At 67.7% G+C, this 17,730-nt stretch carries 15 protein-coding genes; 11 read left to right on the top strand and 4 right to left on the bottom strand.

The window, feature by feature from the left end; translation table 11 throughout:
- Positions 1-62: 62 nt before the first annotated feature.
- Both AC1DN0_RS01400 and AC1DN0_RS01395 read left to right on the top strand, forming a co-directional pair.
- Complete coding sequence (locus AC1DN0_RS01400; protein WP_441637282.1) at positions 63-1,742, top strand: long-chain-fatty-acid--CoA ligase; 1,680 nt, start codon at positions 63-65, stop codon at positions 1,740-1,742.
- Complete coding sequence (locus AC1DN0_RS01395) at positions 1,739-2,554, top strand: crotonase/enoyl-CoA hydratase family protein (protein WP_441637280.1); 816 nt, start codon at positions 1,739-1,741, stop codon at positions 2,552-2,554. The genes AC1DN0_RS01400 and AC1DN0_RS01395 overlap by 4 nt, the downstream gene beginning before the upstream one ends.
- 13 nt (positions 2,555-2,567) lie before the next feature.
- Here the strand turns inward: AC1DN0_RS01395 and AC1DN0_RS01390 are convergent, their stop codons facing one another.
- The 3 genes from AC1DN0_RS01390 to AC1DN0_RS01380 all read right to left on the bottom strand — a co-directional run bounded on the left by AC1DN0_RS01390 (position 2,568) and on the right by AC1DN0_RS01380 (position 4,911).
- Complete coding sequence (locus tag AC1DN0_RS01390; protein ID WP_441637278.1) at positions 2,568-2,951, bottom strand: DUF2784 domain-containing protein; 384 nt, start codon at positions 2,949-2,951, stop codon at positions 2,568-2,570.
- On the bottom strand, positions 2,948-3,865 hold the full coding sequence (locus tag AC1DN0_RS01385) for a LysR family transcriptional regulator (RefSeq protein WP_477145486.1): 918 nt from the start codon (positions 3,863-3,865) through the stop codon (positions 2,948-2,950). Before AC1DN0_RS01385 ends, AC1DN0_RS01390 begins: the two co-directional genes overlap by 4 nt.
- Positions 3,866-3,972: 107 nt before the next feature.
- Positions 3,973-4,911 carry a LysR family transcriptional regulator gene (locus tag AC1DN0_RS01380; protein ID WP_441637276.1) on the bottom strand — a complete coding sequence of 313 codons (939 nt, stop codon included), beginning with the start codon at positions 4,909-4,911 and terminating at the stop codon, positions 3,973-3,975.
- A 341-nt stretch (positions 4,912-5,252) separates the two neighbouring features.
- Between AC1DN0_RS01380 and AC1DN0_RS01375 the strand changes: the two genes are divergently transcribed.
- Both AC1DN0_RS01375 and AC1DN0_RS01370 read left to right on the top strand, forming a co-directional pair.
- Positions 5,253-6,563 (top strand): MFS transporter, encoded by a 1,311-nt coding sequence (locus AC1DN0_RS01375; RefSeq protein ID WP_477145485.1) that lies wholly within the window; start codon positions 5,253-5,255, stop codon positions 6,561-6,563.
- 41 nt (positions 6,564-6,604) lie between these two features.
- Positions 6,605-7,816, top strand: coding sequence for a M20 aminoacylase family protein (locus AC1DN0_RS01370; protein WP_441636840.1), 1,212 nt, complete (start codon positions 6,605-6,607; stop codon positions 7,814-7,816).
- Here AC1DN0_RS01370 and AC1DN0_RS01365 read toward each other — a convergent pair.
- Positions 7,801-8,751 carry a hypothetical protein gene (locus AC1DN0_RS01365; RefSeq protein ID WP_441636842.1) on the bottom strand — a complete coding sequence of 317 codons (951 nt, stop codon included), beginning with the start codon at positions 8,749-8,751 and terminating at the stop codon, positions 7,801-7,803. The genes AC1DN0_RS01370 and AC1DN0_RS01365 overlap by 16 nt on opposite strands.
- A gap of 358 nt (positions 8,752-9,109) precedes the next feature.
- Between AC1DN0_RS01365 and gcl the strand changes: the two genes are divergently transcribed.
- From gcl to AC1DN0_RS01330, 7 genes are all read left to right on the top strand, one after another.
- Complete coding sequence (gene gcl / locus AC1DN0_RS01360) at positions 9,110-10,885, top strand: glyoxylate carboligase (protein WP_477111206.1); 1,776 nt, start codon at positions 9,110-9,112, stop codon at positions 10,883-10,885.
- Positions 10,886-11,015: 130 nt separating this feature from the next.
- Entirely contained in the window at positions 11,016-11,798 is a 783-nt protein-coding gene (hyi, locus tag AC1DN0_RS01355) for a hydroxypyruvate isomerase (RefSeq protein ID WP_441636846.1), read from the top strand.
- A 52-nt stretch (positions 11,799-11,850) separates the two neighbouring features.
- Complete coding sequence (gene glxR, locus AC1DN0_RS01350; protein WP_441636848.1) at positions 11,851-12,777, top strand: 2-hydroxy-3-oxopropionate reductase; 927 nt, start codon at positions 11,851-11,853, stop codon at positions 12,775-12,777.
- An 89-nt stretch (positions 12,778-12,866) separates the two neighbouring features.
- Entirely contained in the window at positions 12,867-14,180 is a 1,314-nt protein-coding gene (locus tag AC1DN0_RS01345; RefSeq protein ID WP_441636850.1) for a glycerate kinase type-2 family protein, read from the top strand.
- A gap of 62 nt (positions 14,181-14,242) precedes the next feature.
- The gene (pyk, locus tag AC1DN0_RS01340; RefSeq protein WP_035873150.1) at positions 14,243-15,721 is read left to right on the top strand and encodes a pyruvate kinase; all 1,479 of its coding nucleotides are present in this window, start codon (positions 14,243-14,245) and stop codon (positions 15,719-15,721) included.
- 101 nt (positions 15,722-15,822) lie between these two features.
- On the top strand, positions 15,823-16,716 hold the full coding sequence (ypfJ, locus tag AC1DN0_RS01335) for a KPN_02809 family neutral zinc metallopeptidase (protein ID WP_441636852.1): 894 nt from the start codon (positions 15,823-15,825) through the stop codon (positions 16,714-16,716).
- A 123-nt stretch (positions 16,717-16,839) separates the two neighbouring features.
- The gene (locus AC1DN0_RS01330) at positions 16,840-17,595 is read left to right on the top strand and encodes a TetR/AcrR family transcriptional regulator (RefSeq protein ID WP_477102468.1); all 756 of its coding nucleotides are present in this window, start codon (positions 16,840-16,842) and stop codon (positions 17,593-17,595) included.
- Positions 17,596-17,730 lie beyond the last annotated feature (135 nt).

The following is a 17,730-nucleotide window of genomic DNA, read 5'->3' as shown; positions in this document are numbered from 1 at the left end:
TGCCACCGCCGTTATGTTGACTACGCATCGCACCACAATGCCGAAACCAGGAGACGCGCATCATGCTAGGCCTCATGCAAGACCGTCCGTTGCTGATTTCTTCCCTGATCGAGTACGCCGCGCTGTACCACCCGCTGCAGGAGATCGTGTCGCGCACGATCGAGGGCGGCACGGTGCGCACCGACTATGCCGAGGTACACAACCGCGCCAGGCGCATCGCCAGCTCGCTCGCCGGACTCGGCGTCGCACAGGGCGATCGCGTCGGCACGTTGGCGTGGAATACGCACCGTCACCTGGAGCTGTACTTTGGGGTATCCGGCGCGGGCGTGGTGCTGCATACCGTCAACCCGCGCCTGTTCCCCGAGCAGATCGACTACATCATCAACCACGCTGAAGACCGCGTGCTCTTCTTCGATCCGTGCTTCGCGCCGCTGGTGATGCAGCTTGCGCCGCGCCTGACGTCGGTCACGCACTACGTGGCGATGACCGACCGCGCCGGCACCGACGCGCTCGGCCTTGCCGGCAGACTGCCGAGCCTGCTGTGCTATGAAGACCTGATCGACGCCGGCAACGAGAATTACGCATGGCCGCAGTTCGACGAGCGCACCGCGTCGTCCCTTTGCTATACCTCGGGCACCACCGGCAACCCCAAGGGCGTGCTGTATTCGCACCGCTCCACCGTGCTGCACAGCCTCAAGGCCTGTGCTTCCGACACCTTCGGCGTAGGCGTGGACAGCGCCATCCTGCTGGTTGTGCCGCTGTTCCATGCCAACGCCTGGGGCATGCCCTACGCCTGTGCCATGACCGGGGCCAAGATGGTGCTGCCTGCCCAGCATCTGGACGGCGAAAGCGTCTACCGCATGCTGCGCGACGAGCGCGTGACCTTCTCCACCGCGGTGCCCACCGTGTGGCTGATGCTGTTCCAGTATCTCGACGCGCACCCGGAGATCGACCCGCGCTCGCTCGGGCTGAAGCTCGCCGGCGTGGGCGGCTCGGCCGCGCCCGCAGCGATGATCGAGCGCTTCGAGCAGCAGTTCGGCGCGCGCTTCATCCAGGGCTGGGGCATGACGGAAACCAGCCCGATCGGCGTGATCAGCACCCTGCTGCCCAAGCACCGGGAACTCGGCGCGCAGGAGCAGTTGAAGGTCAAGCTCAAGCAGGGCCGCGCGCTGTGGGGCGTGGACCTGCGCATCGAGGACGACCAGGGCAACGCACTGCCGCACGACGGCCACGCTTTCGGCCGGCTGAAGGTGCGCGGGCCGTGGATCGCCTCGGCCTACTTCAAGGCCGAAAATGACGCGCTCGATGCCGATGGCTGGTTCGACACCGGCGACGTTGCCAATATCGATGCCGACGGCTATGTGCAACTGGTGGACCGCGCCAAGGACGTGATCAAGTCCGGCGGCGAATGGATTTCTTCCATCGATCTGGAGAACGCCACCATGGGTCATCCCGCCGTGGCCGAGGCGGCGGTGGTTGGCGTGCCGCATCCCAAGTGGCAGGAGCGGCCGCTGCTGGTGGTGGTGCGCCGCCCCGGCACCGAAGTCAGTGCCGCCGAACTGCTCGATTTCCTCGCCGCCAGGGTAGCGAAGTGGTGGGTGCCCGACGATGTCGCCTTTGTCGATTCCCTGCCCCACACGGCCACCGGCAAGCTGCTCAAGGTGAAGCTGCGGGAGCAATTCAAAGACTATGTCCTGCCCACGGCGCAGGAACCCATTCAAGCAAGGAGTAACGCAACATGAGCACCAGCAGCGAACGCATCATCCTGACCATCGAAGACGGCGTGGCCGAGGTCAGGCTCAACCGCCCCGACAAGATGAACGCGCTCGATCCCGCCATGTTCGACGCGCTGATCGAAACCGGCCAGCGGCTCGCGCGCGAGCCCGGCCTGCGCGCGGTGGTGCTGTCCGGCGAAGGCCGTGCCTTTTGCGCGGGTCTCGATATGCAAAGCATGGCCGGACTGGGTGGCGGCAGCGACGCCGTCGCCGCCGGCCGTCTTGCGGCGCGCACCCATGGCATCTCCAACCGGCCGCAGTTCGCGTGCATGGTGTGGCGCGAATTGCCGGTACCCGTGATTGCCGCGGTCCACGGCGTCGCGTTCGGCGGCGGCCTGCAGGTGGCGCTCGGCGCTGACTTGCGTTACGTCGGCGCGGACACGCGCATGTCGGTGATGGAAATCAAGTGGGGCCTGGTGCCCGACATGGCCGGCATGCTGCTGATGCGCGGACTGGTACGCCCGGACCGCCTGCGCGAACTGATCTATAGCGGACGCATCGTCAACGCAGAAGAAGCCTGCGCGCTGGGCCTTGCCACGGCCGTGGTGGACGATCCGCGCGCGACGGCGCTGGCCACGGCGCGCGACATCGCCAACCGCAGCCCGGACGCGATCCGCGCCGCCAAGCGCCTGATGCAGGTGAGCGAAGACGGCGATGGCGCCGCCATCCTGCTGGCCGAATCGGTGGAACAGGACCGCCTCATCGGCGGCGCCAACCAGCGGGAGGCGGTGAGCGCCAATATGGAGAAGCGGGCGCCGGTGTTCAAGACCGCGCCGTAGTCGCCGCGCGGGCTCACGCGCGAGCGTTGGCGCGCCGGCGCCGCACGCGGCGGTAGAGCGCGAAGTAGACAGCCATGTTCAGCGCAAGCACCAGGGCGCCGAGCACGATCTGGATTTCGCGCGTGAGACCGTCGGGGTAGATCAGTTGCAGAACGTAGTGCTGGATGAAGTCGCCCCCGTAGGCTTGCAGGCCGGCGCGCTGGCGCAGCGCGTTTTCCAGCGGCGTGAGCGGGCAGATCCACCCGCTCCACTCCACCACCACGCCCCATGCCGCCGCCGGCAAGTGCAGCCATGCCAGGCGCGGCCAGCGCAGCACCAGCACGCCGCCCAGCATCGCGAAGACGATAAAGGCAAGGTGCAGCAGGACGACCGCGTCCGCCAGCCACGCCGCCATCATCGCCCCTGCCGCCCCGTCCAGTAGCCCGGCACCGCGAACGCCGCCTTCAGGTGCTCGATAAAGAAACGGATCTTGGCCGGCACCGGACGCTGCTGCGGGTACACCGCAAGGATGTCGTAGTCGGGCAGCGCGTACTCGTCCAACACGGTGATCAGTTCGCCGCTCTCCAGTTGCGAGAGGATTTCCCACGTGGAACGCCAGCCCAGTCCCAGTCCCTCTCCGGTCCAGCGGTGCAGCAGTTCGCCGTCGTTGCAATCGAGGTTCCCGTTCACGCGCACCGTCACGGTCTTGCCGTCCTGCTGGAAATACCAGCCGCGCTGCTGGCCGCCCTGCAGGTTGAACGCCAGGCAGTTGTGCTGGGCCAGGTCGTCCAGCGTCTGCGGCACGCCGTAGCGCGCGAAGTAGGCGGGCGTGCCGCACACCACGCGCTTGTTGGTGGCCAGCTTGATGGCGACGAAATTCGGATCGATGGCGCCGCCGATGCGGATGCCCACGTCGTAACCCTCGCGCACCAGGTCCACCACGCGATCGGTCAGGTTGAAGGAGATGTGCACCTCCGGATTCGCCGCCAGGAACGCCGGCGCGTGCGGCGCCACGTGCTTGCGACCGAACGCCGCCGGGGCCGACACGATCAGGTGCCCGGTTGCCTTGTGCTTGCCTTCCGCGATCAGCATCTCGGCACGGTCGAGATCGGCCAGCGCCTTTTTGCACTGCTCCATGAAGGCCGCGCCCTGCTCCGTCACCACGATGCGCCRCGTCGAGCGGTGCAGCAGCTTCACGCCGATGCGCGCCTCCAGCGCATTGATGCGGCGCCCGATCATCACCGGCGTCACGCCCTGCGTCAGGGCGGCGGCGGCCATGCTGCCGTGCTCGACGACCGCGATAAAGGCTTCGATTTGCTTTAGCTTGTCCATGCTGTGTGTCTCCTGAGCGTCATTGTGGCGCATGGGAGGCCGCCACGCATGCGCGCGGTGCTATGGGCGCAATTCGCCGGGGCGCATGGGACCTGCGGCAACCGCGCTCAGGGGCGCCCGCGCACCGCCGGCCGCCCCCGCGGCATCCCTTGCGCCCGATGCCGTACCTCCTTGCTGAACTCCGCGCACGCATGCGTCATCAGGTCTTCGGACCGGTACACCAGGAACACCCGGAACTCCGGCAGTTCGTCGCTGATCGGCAGGCGCACCAGCGACGCGGGATCCAGCCGCAGCGGCCCGGTGCCGTCGAACACGAAGTCCGACCACATGCTGATCAGGTCGGTGCGCGTGGCGAGTTGCAGGCCGAGCAGGTTGGAAGCGCTCTGCACGATGCGCTTGGGCATGTCCAGCCGATGCAGGCGCATCAGGCTGGCCAGCGGGCTGCCGGGGTCGTCGAGCGGGTCGAGGACGAGCCAGTCGGCGTCGAGCAGCGGCCGCAGCCGGCGTACCCGCCGCAGCGGATGGCCGGCACGCACCGCCAGCGACATGCCGGTGGAGAACAGCGGCTCCCACTGGAAGGCGCCGGTGCCGGGGCCGCTGTTGGTGGAGATCAGGCCAAGGTCGAGCCGGCCTTCGCGCAGGCCTTCGAGGATCTGCTGCGGGCGCAGCTCGAAGCCGCGCAGCGCGACATTGGGAAAGCGTTTGCGGAAGGCGGCCATGGCATCGGGCAGCGGCCCGCTGGAGGCCACGGCGGTCAGGCCGATATTGAGCTGCGCGTCGGCGTGGCCGCGGATCGCTTCGATGTCTTCCAGCGCGTGGCGCAGCTCCTGCTCGACCAGGCTGGCGCGCTTGACCAGCGCCACGCCGTAGGCGGTCAGGCTGACGCCGCGCACGGAACGCGACATCAGCGTGACGCCGAGTTCGCGTTCCAGTTCGGCGATGGCCTTGGACAGCGCCGGCTGCGACACATGCAGGCTGCGCGAGGCTTCGTGGATGCTGCCGTGCTGGGCTACCGCCAGCAGGATGCGCAGTTGCTGCAGCTTCATCTTTCCCTTTCCCTGTTTTCCTGTTTTTTTTCGGTGCCCCGCGCCGGTGCGCCACGCCCCGCGGCCGTGCGCGTGGGGCGCTCCAGGCACGCGCGCGCGTACCCGGCGCTGCGCCGCGATGCCGCGTGGCACAAGGCTTCTCCGTACTTCTACCGATAGCGGCGCAACCCTGGTTATGACGGCGATGCCATTTGGTTATCAGGATGAAAATATATGATTTTTGGCTTGCCGTGTTTGCCTGAATACTTCATCGCCAGGGATTCCACATTCCCTACGCTGGACGCAGGCAACCGCCGGCCTCCACGGCCCGATCCCCCAACCCAGTTCGTGGAGACACCGACATGAACGATGCCACCCTGCCTGGCGCGCCTTCTCTGGCGCCTGCCCAGGCAATATCCGCCAGCCCGGCCCGCCAGAGCCAGTTCCGCCTGATCGCCGCCTGCTCGATCGGCAATGCGCTGGAAATGTACGACTTCACCGTCTACAGCTTCTTCGCCCTGCTGATCGGCAAGCTGTTCTTTCCGTCCGGCAGCGCCTACGGCTCGCTGCTGCTGGCGGTGGCGACGTTCGGCATCGGCTTCGTGATGCGGCCGCTGGGCGGCTTCGTGATCGGCAACTACGCGGACCGCCACGGACGCAAGGCCGCCATGACGCTGACCATCGGCCTGATGGTACTCGGCACGCTGTGCCTTGCCTTCGCCCCGACCTACGCTTTCGCCGGGCTGTTCGGCCCGCTGATGATCGTGGCCGGCCGCCTGCTGCAGGGCTTTTCGCTGGGCGGCGAGATCGGCGCTTCCACCGCCATGCTGATGGAATCCGGCGGCGTCAAGGGCCGCGGCTTTCGCGTCAGCTGGCAACTTGGCAGCCAGGGCATCGCGGCGACGCTGGGCGCGCTCACGGCCGCCATTCTTTATGGCGTGCTGCCGCAGGCGTCGCTGGAGAGCTGGGGCTGGCGCRYGCCCTTCGTGCTGGGCCTGCTGATYGCGCCSGTGGGGCTGTATATCCGYGCKCACCTGGACGAGACGCACACGGCCSAGSCGCACGCSCCAAGCCCGCTCGGCACGCTGTTCCGCGAGCATGGCGGCACCGTGGTCAAGGGCATCCTGACCATCATCGGCGGCACGGTCGCCACCTATCTGGTGGTGTATTTCATGCCCACCTACATGATCCGGGAACTGCATCTGCCGCCGTCGCTGTCGCTGCTCTCGGGCTGCGTGACGGGTGTGGTGTGCCTGGTGATGTCGCTGCTGGCCGGCACCCTGGCCGACCGCCTGCCGCGCCGCAAGCCGCTGGTGCTGGGCTCGATGGTCTTTACGCTGGTGTGCCTCTATCCGGCGTTCTGGCTGATGACCCATTACCCGAGCGTGCCGCTGGTGCTGTCGCTGTCCGCGCTGCTGACCGCCAGCGTCTACCTGGGCTCCACGCCGATGCTGCTGATGATGATGGAACTCCTGCCGGCCAAGGTGCGCGCCAGCGGCCTGTCGGTGATCTATGCGGTGGGCGTGACGGTGTTTGGCGGCTCCTGCCAGTTCATCGTCACCTGGATGCTGGCCAAGACTGGCAACCCGATGGCGCCGGCCTTCTACATGATGGCCTGCGGCGCGGTGACCATCCTCGCGGTGCTGACGATCCGCGAAACCCGAGAAGACTAAAGCCTTTCCTCCCCTGCCGCTTCGTAGCCAAGGAATACAGAATGACCCGCGAACCCACCCTGACTCCCTTCCAGTTGCTGCCGCACCTGCTGCCGCAGATCCAGATCGACGCCGACACCTTTATCGGCATCCGCCGCCAGATCCACGCCCGGCCCGAACTCGGCTTCGAGGTGGGCGCCACCAGCAAGCTCGTTGCCACCTTGCTGGAAAGCTGGGGCTACGAGGTGCATACCGGCATCGGCAAGAGCGGCGTTGTCGGGCAGCTCAAGGTGGGCAACGGCAAGCGCCGCCTGGGCATCCGCGCCGACATGGACGCGCTGCCGATCGTCGAGGCCACGGGCCTGCCTTATGCCAGCAAGAACCAGGGCAAGATGCACGCCTGCGGCCACGACGGCCACACCGCCATCCTGCTGGCCGCCGCCAAGGCGCTGGCCGACAGCCGCGACTTCGATGGCACGCTCAACCTGATCTTCCAGCCCGACGAGGAAAACCTGTGCGGCGCGCGCGCCATGATCGAGGACGGCTTGTTCGAGCGCTTCCCGTGCGATGCGGTCTTCGCCCTGCACAATATGCCCGGCGTGCCGGCCGGCAGCTTCCGGGTGCTGCCGGGCCCGGTGAGCCTGTCGTCCGACGTGGCGGACGTGACCATCAAGGGCGTGGGCGGGCACGGCGCCATGCCCCACCGCGCGCGGGATCCGATCGCCGCGTCGGCGGCCATTGTCACCGCGCTGCAGACCGTGGTGGCGCGCAACGTGGCGCCGGACGATACCGCGGTGCTGTCGGTGGGCTTTATCCGCGGCGGCGCGACCCATAACGTGATTCCGGAATCGGTCACGCTGGGCCTGAACGTGCGCGCCGCGCGCCCGGAAACGCGCGCGCTGGTGGAGCAGCGCATCCGCGAGATCGTCAGCCTCACCGCGCAGGCGCATGGCGTGGAAGCGCTCATCGACTACCGCCAGCTGACGCCGCCGATGGTCAACACGGAGAGCGAAACCAAGCTGGCGCAGCAGGTTTGCAGCGACCTTGTCGGCGCCGACAAGGTCGTGACGCAAGCGCCCAAGGGCCTGAATGGCAGCGAGGACTTCGCGTGGATGCTGAACGAGGTGCCGGGCTGCTACCTGATCCTCGGCAACGGCGAAGGCGAGTTCGGCGGTTGCATGGTGCATAACCCCGGCTACGACTTCAACGACCAGGTGCTGCCGCTGGGCGCGGCCTGCTGGGTCCGCCTGGCGCAGACTTACCTGACCGCGTGAGATAGCGTGGGCGGACCCGCTGCTGCGCTGTCCGCCTCCGCCTCCACCGCCTCCACCGCCTCGATCGCCTCCCGCTGTTCCGCGGACGAAGCCGAGCCTGGATCCCCTGGTGTCCACGCGTCGCGGACCTCCGGTGGAACAGGCGCCGGCGACGGTACCGCGGGGGCTGGCGCTGTAACGGGTACGGTTGCCGCCGTGGCAGCCGCCGGCGCACCGGCGCCCTGCACGGGCGCCCGCCCCAGCTGCGAACTGATCTCGGCCGCTTCGGCCAGCACGTAGGCAAGCCGCCGCAGCGGCCGGCTGACCTGCAGTTGCAGGAAAAGCGTCAGCGCCGCGCCGGGCACGAAGGCTATGCCGTACAGCGACAGCAGCGGCAACAGGCTGCCGCCCTTGTGCGGCAGTTCGACCAGCCCGGTGACCAGCGCCAGCGCGAACGGGCTCACCGCCAGCAGCAGCCCGATCGTCTTCGTTATCCCTTCCCACATCCGCAATTGCGCATGCACGCGCCGGGCCCGCGCGCGCAGCCCCTGGGCCGGTATCCGCGCCAGTGCGCGCAGCAGCGCGCTCTCCGCCTCATCGTGCCGGTCGACCTGGTCGGCCAGCTGGCCCAGCGGATCGCGCAACCTGCGCGCGAGCGCGGGCAGGTGCGTCAGCAGCAGCGCCGCCAGTCCCGCCACGCTGCCCCCCAGCAGGCAATAGACCAGCCGCGCCTGCCACGGCGCCGGCGTCTGCCTGATCTGATACCTGGTGTACAGCACCGCGCCGGTCGCCAGCAGCGCGGCCAGCGAACAAGCCCAGAACAGCCCCAGCAGGCCGCGCTGCAGCCGCTCCAGGTTCATGGCGGCCGCGGGCGAACCGGCGGTATCGGATACGGCGGGCGGCTTCCGCTTGAGCGCGTCGAGCAGCTCTCGGGTGGGAGGGAGCCTGGTCAGCATGGCGATTCGGTTGGCAATGGAGGGTTCCACGCGGTGCGAGAGCACTGGCGCGATACCCGCACATTGTCGCCATTTGGCGTGCCAAACGGGGGGGCGCCGGGGGCGTGGGCAGGCCTTTTACCGCAAATTCCCACGTATCGTTGCCGTCACACAACGTATGGCAATGGCGCGGGCCCGGCACCGTCCGGCAATGGTGGTTTCAGTGCCCCGCGGCCGCATTCGATATCACAGGTATCGAATCAACTGATCTCCCTTCCCTTTATCCCAACCCGCTTGCGGGAATAGCATGGGCTCCAACAGTGATTCGCAGCAATTCACAGCTTTTCACAAAACATCGCATCAACGATTGGAGACAGACATGCCGAAGATGAGAGCAGTCGACGCGGCCATTGCCGTGCTGGAAAAAGAAGGTATCACCACCGCGTTCGGCGTGCCCGGCGCCGCCATCAACCCGTTCTACTCGGCCATGCGCCGTGCCGGCACCATCGACCATTTCCTGGCCCGCCACGTGGAAGGCGCCTCGCATATGGCCGAGGGCTACACCCGCGCGGAGGCCGGCAATATCGGCGTGTGTATCGGCACCTCGGGTCCCGCCGGCACCGACATGATCACCGGCCTGTACTCGGCCTGGGCTGACTCCATTCCCATTCTCTGCATCACCGGCCAGGCGCCGCGCGCCCGCTTGTACAAGGAGGACTTCCAGGCCGTCGATATCGAATCGATCGCCAAGCCGGTGACCAAGTGGGCCGTGACCGTGCGCGAGCCGGCGCTGGTGCCGCAAGTGTTCCAGCAAGCCTTCCACCTGATGCGCTCGGGCCGTCCGGGTCCGGTGCTGATCGACCTGCCCTTCGACGTGCAGGTCGCCGAAATCGAGTTCGATCCGGAAACCTACCAGCCGCTCGCCCCGTACAAGCCGGTTGCCTCGCGCCCGCAGATCGAGAAGGCCATCGCCATGCTCAACGCGGCCGAGCGCCCGCTGATCGTGTGCGGCGGCGGCGTGATCAACGCCGATGCGGCCGAGCTGCTGGTGGAATTCGCCGAGCTGGTCAACGTGCCGGTGGTCCCGACGCTGATGGGCTGGGGCGTGCTGCCCGACGACCACCCGCTGCAAGCCGGCATGGTCGGGCTGCAGACTTCGCACCGCTACGGCAACGCCACGATGCTGGCCTCGGACTTCGTGCTCGGCATCGGCAACCGCTGGGCCAACCGCCACACGGGCAGCGTCGAGGTCTACACCAAGGGCCGCAAGTTCGTGCACGTGGATATCGAGCCCACCCAGATCGGCCGCGTGTTCGGCCCGGACCTGGGCATCGTCTCCGACGCCAAGGCCGCGCTGGAACAGTTCGTGGAAGTGGCGCGTGAAATGAAGATGGCCGGCCGCCTGCCGTGCCGCAAGAGCTGGGTGGCGGATGTGCAGAAGCGCCGCCGCACCATGCAGCGCAAGAGCGACTTCGACAACGTGCCGGTCAAGCCGCAGCGCGTGTACCGCGAGATGAACCAGTACTTCCCGCGCGATGTGCGTTACGTGTCCACCATCGGCCTGTCGCAGATCGCCGCCGCGCAGTTCCTCTCCGTCAACGAGCCGCGCCACTGGATCAACTGCGGCCAGGCCGGCCCGCTGGGCTGGACCATTCCCGCCGCGATCGGCGTGAAGGTGGCCTCGCCGCAATCGGATGTGGTGGCCATCTCGGGCGACTACGACTTCCAGTTCATGATCGAAGAGCTGGCTGTGGCCGCGCAGTTCAAGGTGCCGTACATCCACCTGGTGGTGAACAATTCCTACCTCGGGCTGATCCGCCAGGCGCAGCGCAATTTCGAGATGGACTACTGCGTGCAGCTCGCCTTCGACAACGTCAACTCGCCCGAACTCAACGGCTACGGCGTGGACCACGTGAAGGTTGTGGAAGGCCTGGGTTGCAAGGCGATCCGCGTGTTCAAGCCGGAGGACATCGCACCGGCCTTTGCCGAAGCCCGCGACCTGATGGCCGAGTTCTCGGTGCCGGTGGTGGTAGAGGTGATCCTGGAACGCGTGACCAATATCGCGATGGGCACCGAGATCGACAACATCAACGAGTTCGAGCCGATCGAAGACATCGAGGAAGCCATCCTCCGCGAAGAAGTGGAAACGGCGTAAGCATCGCAGGCTGACAAGCGCGGGCCATGAGCCCGCGCGCTTTCTGCAAATCAGTACCGCTGCATCAGCGCGCCCCCAATCACCGCATCCGCGCGAGCGGAACCACAAGACAAGTCACCCGGAGACATCTATGCCAAAACTTGCCGCCAACCTGACCATGCTGTTCAACGAAGTGGCCTTCCTCGACCGCTTCGAAGCCGCCGCGCGCGCGGGCTTCCGCGGCGTGGAGTTCCTCTTTCCGTACGCCTTCCACGCTGACCAGATCGCGGACCGGCTCAACCGCTTCCAGCTCGACCTGGTGCTGCACAACCTGCCGGCCGGCAAGTGGGAAGCGGGCGAACGCGGCATCGCCTGCCACCCGGACCGCGTGGGCGAGTTCCAGGACGGCGTGGGCGAAGCGATCAAGTACGCCAAGGTGCTGGGTGTGCGCCAGCTGAACTGCCTGGTCGGCATCCAGCCGCAGAACATCAAGCGCGAGCAGGCGCAGGAAACGCTGGTGGAAAACCTGCGCTTCGCGTCGCAGGCGCTCGCCGCCGAGCAGATCGATCTGCTGGTCGAGCCGATCAACACCTTCGATATTCCCGGCTTCTTCCTGTCGCGCACGCAGCAGGCGCTGGACCTGATCGAACAGGTCAACGCGCCCAACCTCTACGTGCAGTACGACATCTATCACATGCAGCGCATGGAGGGCGAAATCGCCGCCACGCTGAAAGCGCATCTTCCGAAGATCAAGCACGTGCAGCTGGCCGACAACCCGGGCCGCAACGAGCCGGGCACCGGCGAGCTGAATTATCACTTCCTGTTCAAGTGGCTTGACGAGATCGGCTATGGCGGCTGGGTCGGCTGCGAGTACAAGCCGCGCACGACCACCACCGAAGGCCTGGGCTGGCGCGCGGAACACGGCGTGCAGTAAGCAGAACCAGTAAACCCACAAACATTCAACGATCGCATCAAGGAGACATCACATGGCAAACCAACGCAACGTCGGATTCATCGGCCTGGGCATCATGGGCGCGCCGATGGCGGGCCACCTGCGCGCTGCCGGGCACACGCTGTTCGTGCACGACGTCAACCCGGCGCCGCAGGCACTGGTCGATGCCGGCGTCACCGTCTGCACCAGCGCCGAGGAAGTCGCCAAGCGGGCGGACATCATCGTGATCATGGTGCCGGACACCCCGCACGTGGAAGCCGTGCTGTTTGCCGAAAAGGGCGTGGCCGCCGCGCTCAAGGCTGCCGGCAAGGAAGCTGCGCACGGGAAGATCGTGGTCGACATGAGCTCGATCTCGCCGATCGCCACCAAGGACTTCGCCGCGCGCATCAACAAGCTGGGCGCCGCCTACCTGGACGCGCCGGTTTCAGGCGGCGAAGTGGGCGCCAAGGCGGCATCGCTGACCATCATGGTGGGCGGTCCGCAAGAGTCGTTCGACGAGGTCAAGCCGCTGTTCGACCTGCTGGGCAAGAACGTGACGCTGGTCGGCGGCAACGGCGACGGCCAGACCACCAAGGTGGCCAACCAGATCATCGTGGCGCTGAACATCCAGGCCGTATCCGAAGCGCTGCTGTTCGCCTCCAAGGCAGGCGCCGATCCGGCGCGCGTGCGCCAGGCGCTGATGGGCGGCTTCGCGGCTTCGCGCATCCTGGAAGTGCACGGCGAGCGCATGGTCAAGCGTACCTTCGATCCGGGCTTCCGCATCGAGCTGCACCAGAAGGACCTGAACCTTGCCCTGCAAGGCGCCAAGGCGCTGGGCGTGGCGCTGCCGAACACCGCCACCGCGCAAGAGCTGTTCAACACCTGCGCCGCCAACGGTTGGGCCAAGCAGGACCACTCGGCGCTGTGCCGCGCCATCGAGATCATGTCCAACCATGAGATCGCCAAGGGCGGCGCCAAGTAAGCCAGCAGCACCATCATGGCCTGCCCTGGCAGGCCAGCATCATTCCCCGGCCACGCACGGCCGGGGAAGCAGCACTTCCGGATTCCGTCATGCTAGCCACCGATTCCCACTCCGCCCTGCGGGTGCCCCAGCGCCCGGCCGGTCTTTCCGATCCACGCGCGTTGCTGCGTGACCTGTTCGATACCGCGGTCGCCGCCGTCAGCGCCAGCCATTGCCTGCCGCCGCAACTGCCGCCGCCGCCCAAGGGCCGCACGGTCGTAATCGGTGCGGGCAAGGCGGCCGCCGCGATGGCGCAGGCGGTCGAGACGCACTGGCAAGGTGAACTGTCGGGGCTGGTGGTGACGCGCTATGGACACGGCGCGGCGTGCCGCCGCATCGAGGTCGTGGAAGCCGCGCACCCGGTGCCCGATGAAGCCGGCCAGCGCGCCGCGCAGCGCATGGTGGAACTGGTCAGGGGCCTCACCGCCGACGACCTGGTGCTGTGCCTGATCTCCGGCGGCGGCTCCGCGCTGCTGGCCGCGCCCGCGCCCGGCATCACGCTCGCCGACAAGCAGGCCGTAAGCCGCGCGCTGCTCAAGAGCGGCGCCAACATCGGCGAGATGAATTGCGTGCGCAAGCACCTGTCGGCGCTCAAGGGCGGCCGGCTGGCGTTGCACTGTGCGCCGGCACGCGTCGAGACCCTTTTGATTTCCGATATTCCCGGTGACGATCCCACGCTGATCGCCAGCGGCCCGACGCTGCCCGACGCCACCACCTGCGCCGACGCGCTGGCGGTGATCGCCAAGTACGGCATCGAGGTACCGGCCAATGTGCGCGCGCATCTGGAGAGCGGCGCGGGCGAAACGCCCAAGCCTGGCGACGCGCGTTTCGACGGCCATCGCAGCGCCACGCTTGCCACCGCGCAGCAATCGCTGGCAGCGGCGGCGGCGCGTGCGCGCGAACTTGGCTTCGAGGCGCACATCCTGTCCGACAGCATGGAAGGCGAATCGCGCGACGTGGCGCTGGTGCATGCCGCCATCGCGCGGCAGGTCGCGCAGCACGGCCAGCCGTTCAGGAAGCCCTGCGTGATCCTGTCCGGCGGCGAAACCACGGTGACCGTGCGCGGCAGCGGCCGCGGCGGGCGCAATGCCGAATTCCTGCTGGCGCTCGCCGTCGCGCTGGACGGCCTGCCGGGTGTGCATGCCATTGCCTGCGACACCGACGGCATCGATGGCTCCGAAGACAACGCCGGTGCGTTGCTCGCGCCCGATACGCTGAACCGTGCCGCGGCACGCGGACTGTCTGCGCGCGCGCACCTGGGCAACAACGATGGCTACGGTTTCTTCGCCGGCCTGGACGACCTCATCGTCACCGGCCCGACCCGTACCAACGTGAACGATTTCCGCGCCATCCTGATTGTGTAAGCCACGTGATTGAACAAGGGCGCGCCCTGGGCGCGCCACCCGAGATTGGAAGAGGAGACAAAATGAGACGCCAGCGCAAAGCCAAGATCGTTGCCACGCTCGGACCGGCCAGCACCGATATCGAGGTGATCCGGCAGCTGTTCGAGGCAGGGGCCGATGTGTTCCGCCTCAACTTCAGCCACGGCTCCCACGACGACCACAAGCGCCGCTACGATGCCGTGCGCCAGGTCGAAGCCGAGACCGGCCGCCCCATCGCCGTGCTGGCCGACCTGCAGGGGCCCAAGCTGCGCATCGGCACCTTTGCCGCGGGCAAGGTCGCGGTCAAGGCCGGCGACGTGTTCGTGCTCGACAGCGATCCCGGCCCGGGCGATGCTACCCGCGTGCACCTGCCGCATCCCGAGCTGTTCCGCGTTGCGGCGCCGGGACAGTCGCTGCTGATCGACGACGGCAAGGTGCAGCTGAAGATYGAGTCGGTGGCCAGCGGCAGCATCGTCACGCGCGTGGTGAACCACGGGACGCTTTCCGATCGCAAGGGCGTCAACGTGCCCGACGCGGTGATCCCGATCCCCGCGCTGACCGAGAAGGATCGCAAGGACCTCGACTTCGCGCTGGAACTCGGCGCCGACTGGATCGCGCTGTCCTTCGTGCAGCGTCCGGCCGACATCGTGGAAGCGCGCGAGATCATCGGCACCCGCGCCGGTGTGCTGTCCAAGATCGAGAAGCCCGCCGCGCTGCAACAGCTGGAAGAAATCGTGCGCGTCTCCGATGCGGTGATGGTGGCGCGCGGYGACCTCGGCGTGGAGCTGCCGCCGGAGCGCGTGCCGGGCGTGCAGAAGCGCATCCTGCGCATCTGCCGTCAGCACGGCAAACCCATCGTCATCGCCACGCAGATGCTGGAATCGATGATCGATTCGCCGGTGCCCACGCGCGCCGAAGCCTCCGATGTGGCCAGCGCCATCTATGACGGCGCCGATGCGGTGATGCTGTCGGCGGAATCGGCCAACGGCCGCCACCCGGTACCGGCGGTGGCGATCATGGACCGCATCATCGCCGAGGTGGAGCGCGATCCGCTCTATCGCAACCTGCTGGACGCGCAGCACGAAGCACCGCTGTCCACCCGGCAGGACGCGATCTGCGCCGCGTTGCGCGAAGTCACGCAGATCATCGGCGCGGCCGCCACCGTGACCTACACCTCGTCGGGCTCCACTGCGCTGCGCGCGGCGCGCGAGCGGCCGCACGCGCCCATCGTCAGCATCACGCCGAACCTGGAGATCGCGCGGCGGCTGGCGCTTGCCTGGGGCGTGCATTCCACCGTCAGCCCCGATGTGCAAAGCGTCGACGAGATGGTGAACGCGGCCACCCGCGCCGCGCTGGCCGAAGGCTATGCCGCGCCGGGCGACCAGATCACCATCGCGGCTGGCATGCCGTTCGGCCAGGGCGGCACCACGAACCTGCTGCGGGTGGCCGAGATCGGCGGCACGGAGCCGGGCAAGGCGCTTGCGCTTGGCGCCGGCAGCACGGTGCCGGCGGTTACGGCCTGATACACCACACGCATGCGCCGGCGCCAACGCCGTTGCTATACTGATCGACACACTGTGGCCACTGTCCGGCCGCAGCGATCAACCAGCAATGCGGAGCCACCATGCGTCTCGATGACGAAGCCGAAAGCCAGAATGTAGAAGACCGCCGGGGAGAGGGTTCCGGCGGTTTCGGCGGCTTCGGCGTGGGGCCCAAGACGCTCGGCATCGGCACCATCCTGGTGGCGCTGGCGGCGTCGTATTTCTTCGGCATCGATCCTTCCGTGATCATGCAGGGCGCCTCGGTGCTGCAGGGTTCGCAGCAACAGGCGCCGCAGCAGCAGCATGTGCCCAGCCATCCGCCCGCCAACGACCAGATGACGGTGTTCGTGCGCAAGGTGCTGGGCAACACCGAGCGCACCTGGTCGCATATTTTCGAGACTGACCTCAACCGCCGCTACGCGCCGCCCACGCTGGTGCTGTTCTCCGGCGCCACGCCCACCGCCTGCGGCACCGGCGAGTCGGCCATGGGGCCCTTCTACTGCCCGGGCGACCAGAAGGTCTATATCGACCTGGCCTTCTACGATGAACTGCGCCGCCGCTTCGGCGCCGGCGGCGACTTTGCCCAGGCGTATGTGATCGCCCACGAAATCGGCCACCACGTGCAGAACCTGCTCGGCGTGTCCGGCAAGGTCGACGCCGCGCGCCGCCGCATGGGCGAGGCGCAGGCCAATCAGTTGTCGGTGCGCGTGGAGTTGCAGGCCGATTGCCTGGCCGGCGTGTGGGCCGCCACCGCGGAACGCATGAACCAGCAACTGCTGGAACCCGGCGATATCGAAGAAGGCCTCAAGGCCGCCGCCGCCATCGGCGACGACCGGCTGCAGAAGCAGGCCCAGGGCTATGTCGTCCCCGAAGCGTTCACCCACGGCACCAGCGAGCAGCGCACGCGCTGGCTGCGCCAGGGACTGACTACCGGCGACATCCGCAAGTGCGATACCTTCGCGGCCCGGCAACTCTGAGCCCCGCGCGTCCGCATTGACCGGCCGGAAGCCCGCCCCCCCACCAGGGCGGGGAAAGGAAAAGTGCCTGATCCGTTGTGTAAACATTGTTCACAAAGTGACTGATTGTTTATAATCGCGGCCATGCCCTCCGCCCGCCCGCCGCAACCCAGCCTGCAAGCCCAGCCCGCCGCCGTGCCGTCCGGCAGCACGCCAGCCGTGCCGCTTGCCGCGCGCGCCGGCGTGCCTGTGCGGCCGCCCGCGGCACGTGCGGCTGGTGCCGCGCAGCGCCGCGAGAGCGTGCGCGAGGCCTTCTTCAACGCCGCCCGCGCGCTGTTCGCGGAGGCTGGCTTCGCCGGGGTCACGCTGCGCCGCATCGGCGAGCGCTGCGGTTATAGCGCCGCCGCCATCTACCGGCATTTCGAAGACAAGACCGCACTCCTGTTCGAGGTGTGCGCGCAGGACTGGGTACGGCTGGCGGCCGCGCTGGCCGAGGCCCGGGCCGCCGCCCGCACGGCCGCCGAGGTCCTGCCGGCGGTGCTGGACGCTTACGTGGCGTGGGCCCTGGCCCATCGCCACAGCTATCACCTGATGATGATGATGGGCCTGCCGGCCGACGCCGAACGCGCGATCGACCAGCGCTGGCGCGAGCGTTTCCCCGAGGACCCGGTGGCCGCCGTGCTGCTGGCTTGCGTGCGCGACCAGCAGGCCGCCGCGCTGATCGATGCCGGGCATGACGCCGGCGACGTCACCGACGCGCTGTGGACCGCCGTTCACGGGCTGGCCGCGCTCGACATCACTTTCGAGCACCTGCCGCGCGAGAACCGGCGGCCGCTGGCGCATCGCCAGCGGGTGTTGCTGGCAGCACTGTTGCGTGGTTTCGCGCTGCCTGCCCATTAGGGTCGCCGGACCCCACGGCAACCCTCCCCCCTCCTGCTGTTTCGCCTCACGGCGCTATCCGTACAGTTAGCGCGCCGTCCCACGTTCCATCGCACCGGATCCGCGGCCCGCTGTCGCRCCGGTGCCAGATAACCG

The organism is Cupriavidus sp. 05N39 (assembly GCF_056397325.1).
This window is presented reverse-complemented; position numbering and strand designations above follow the sequence as displayed.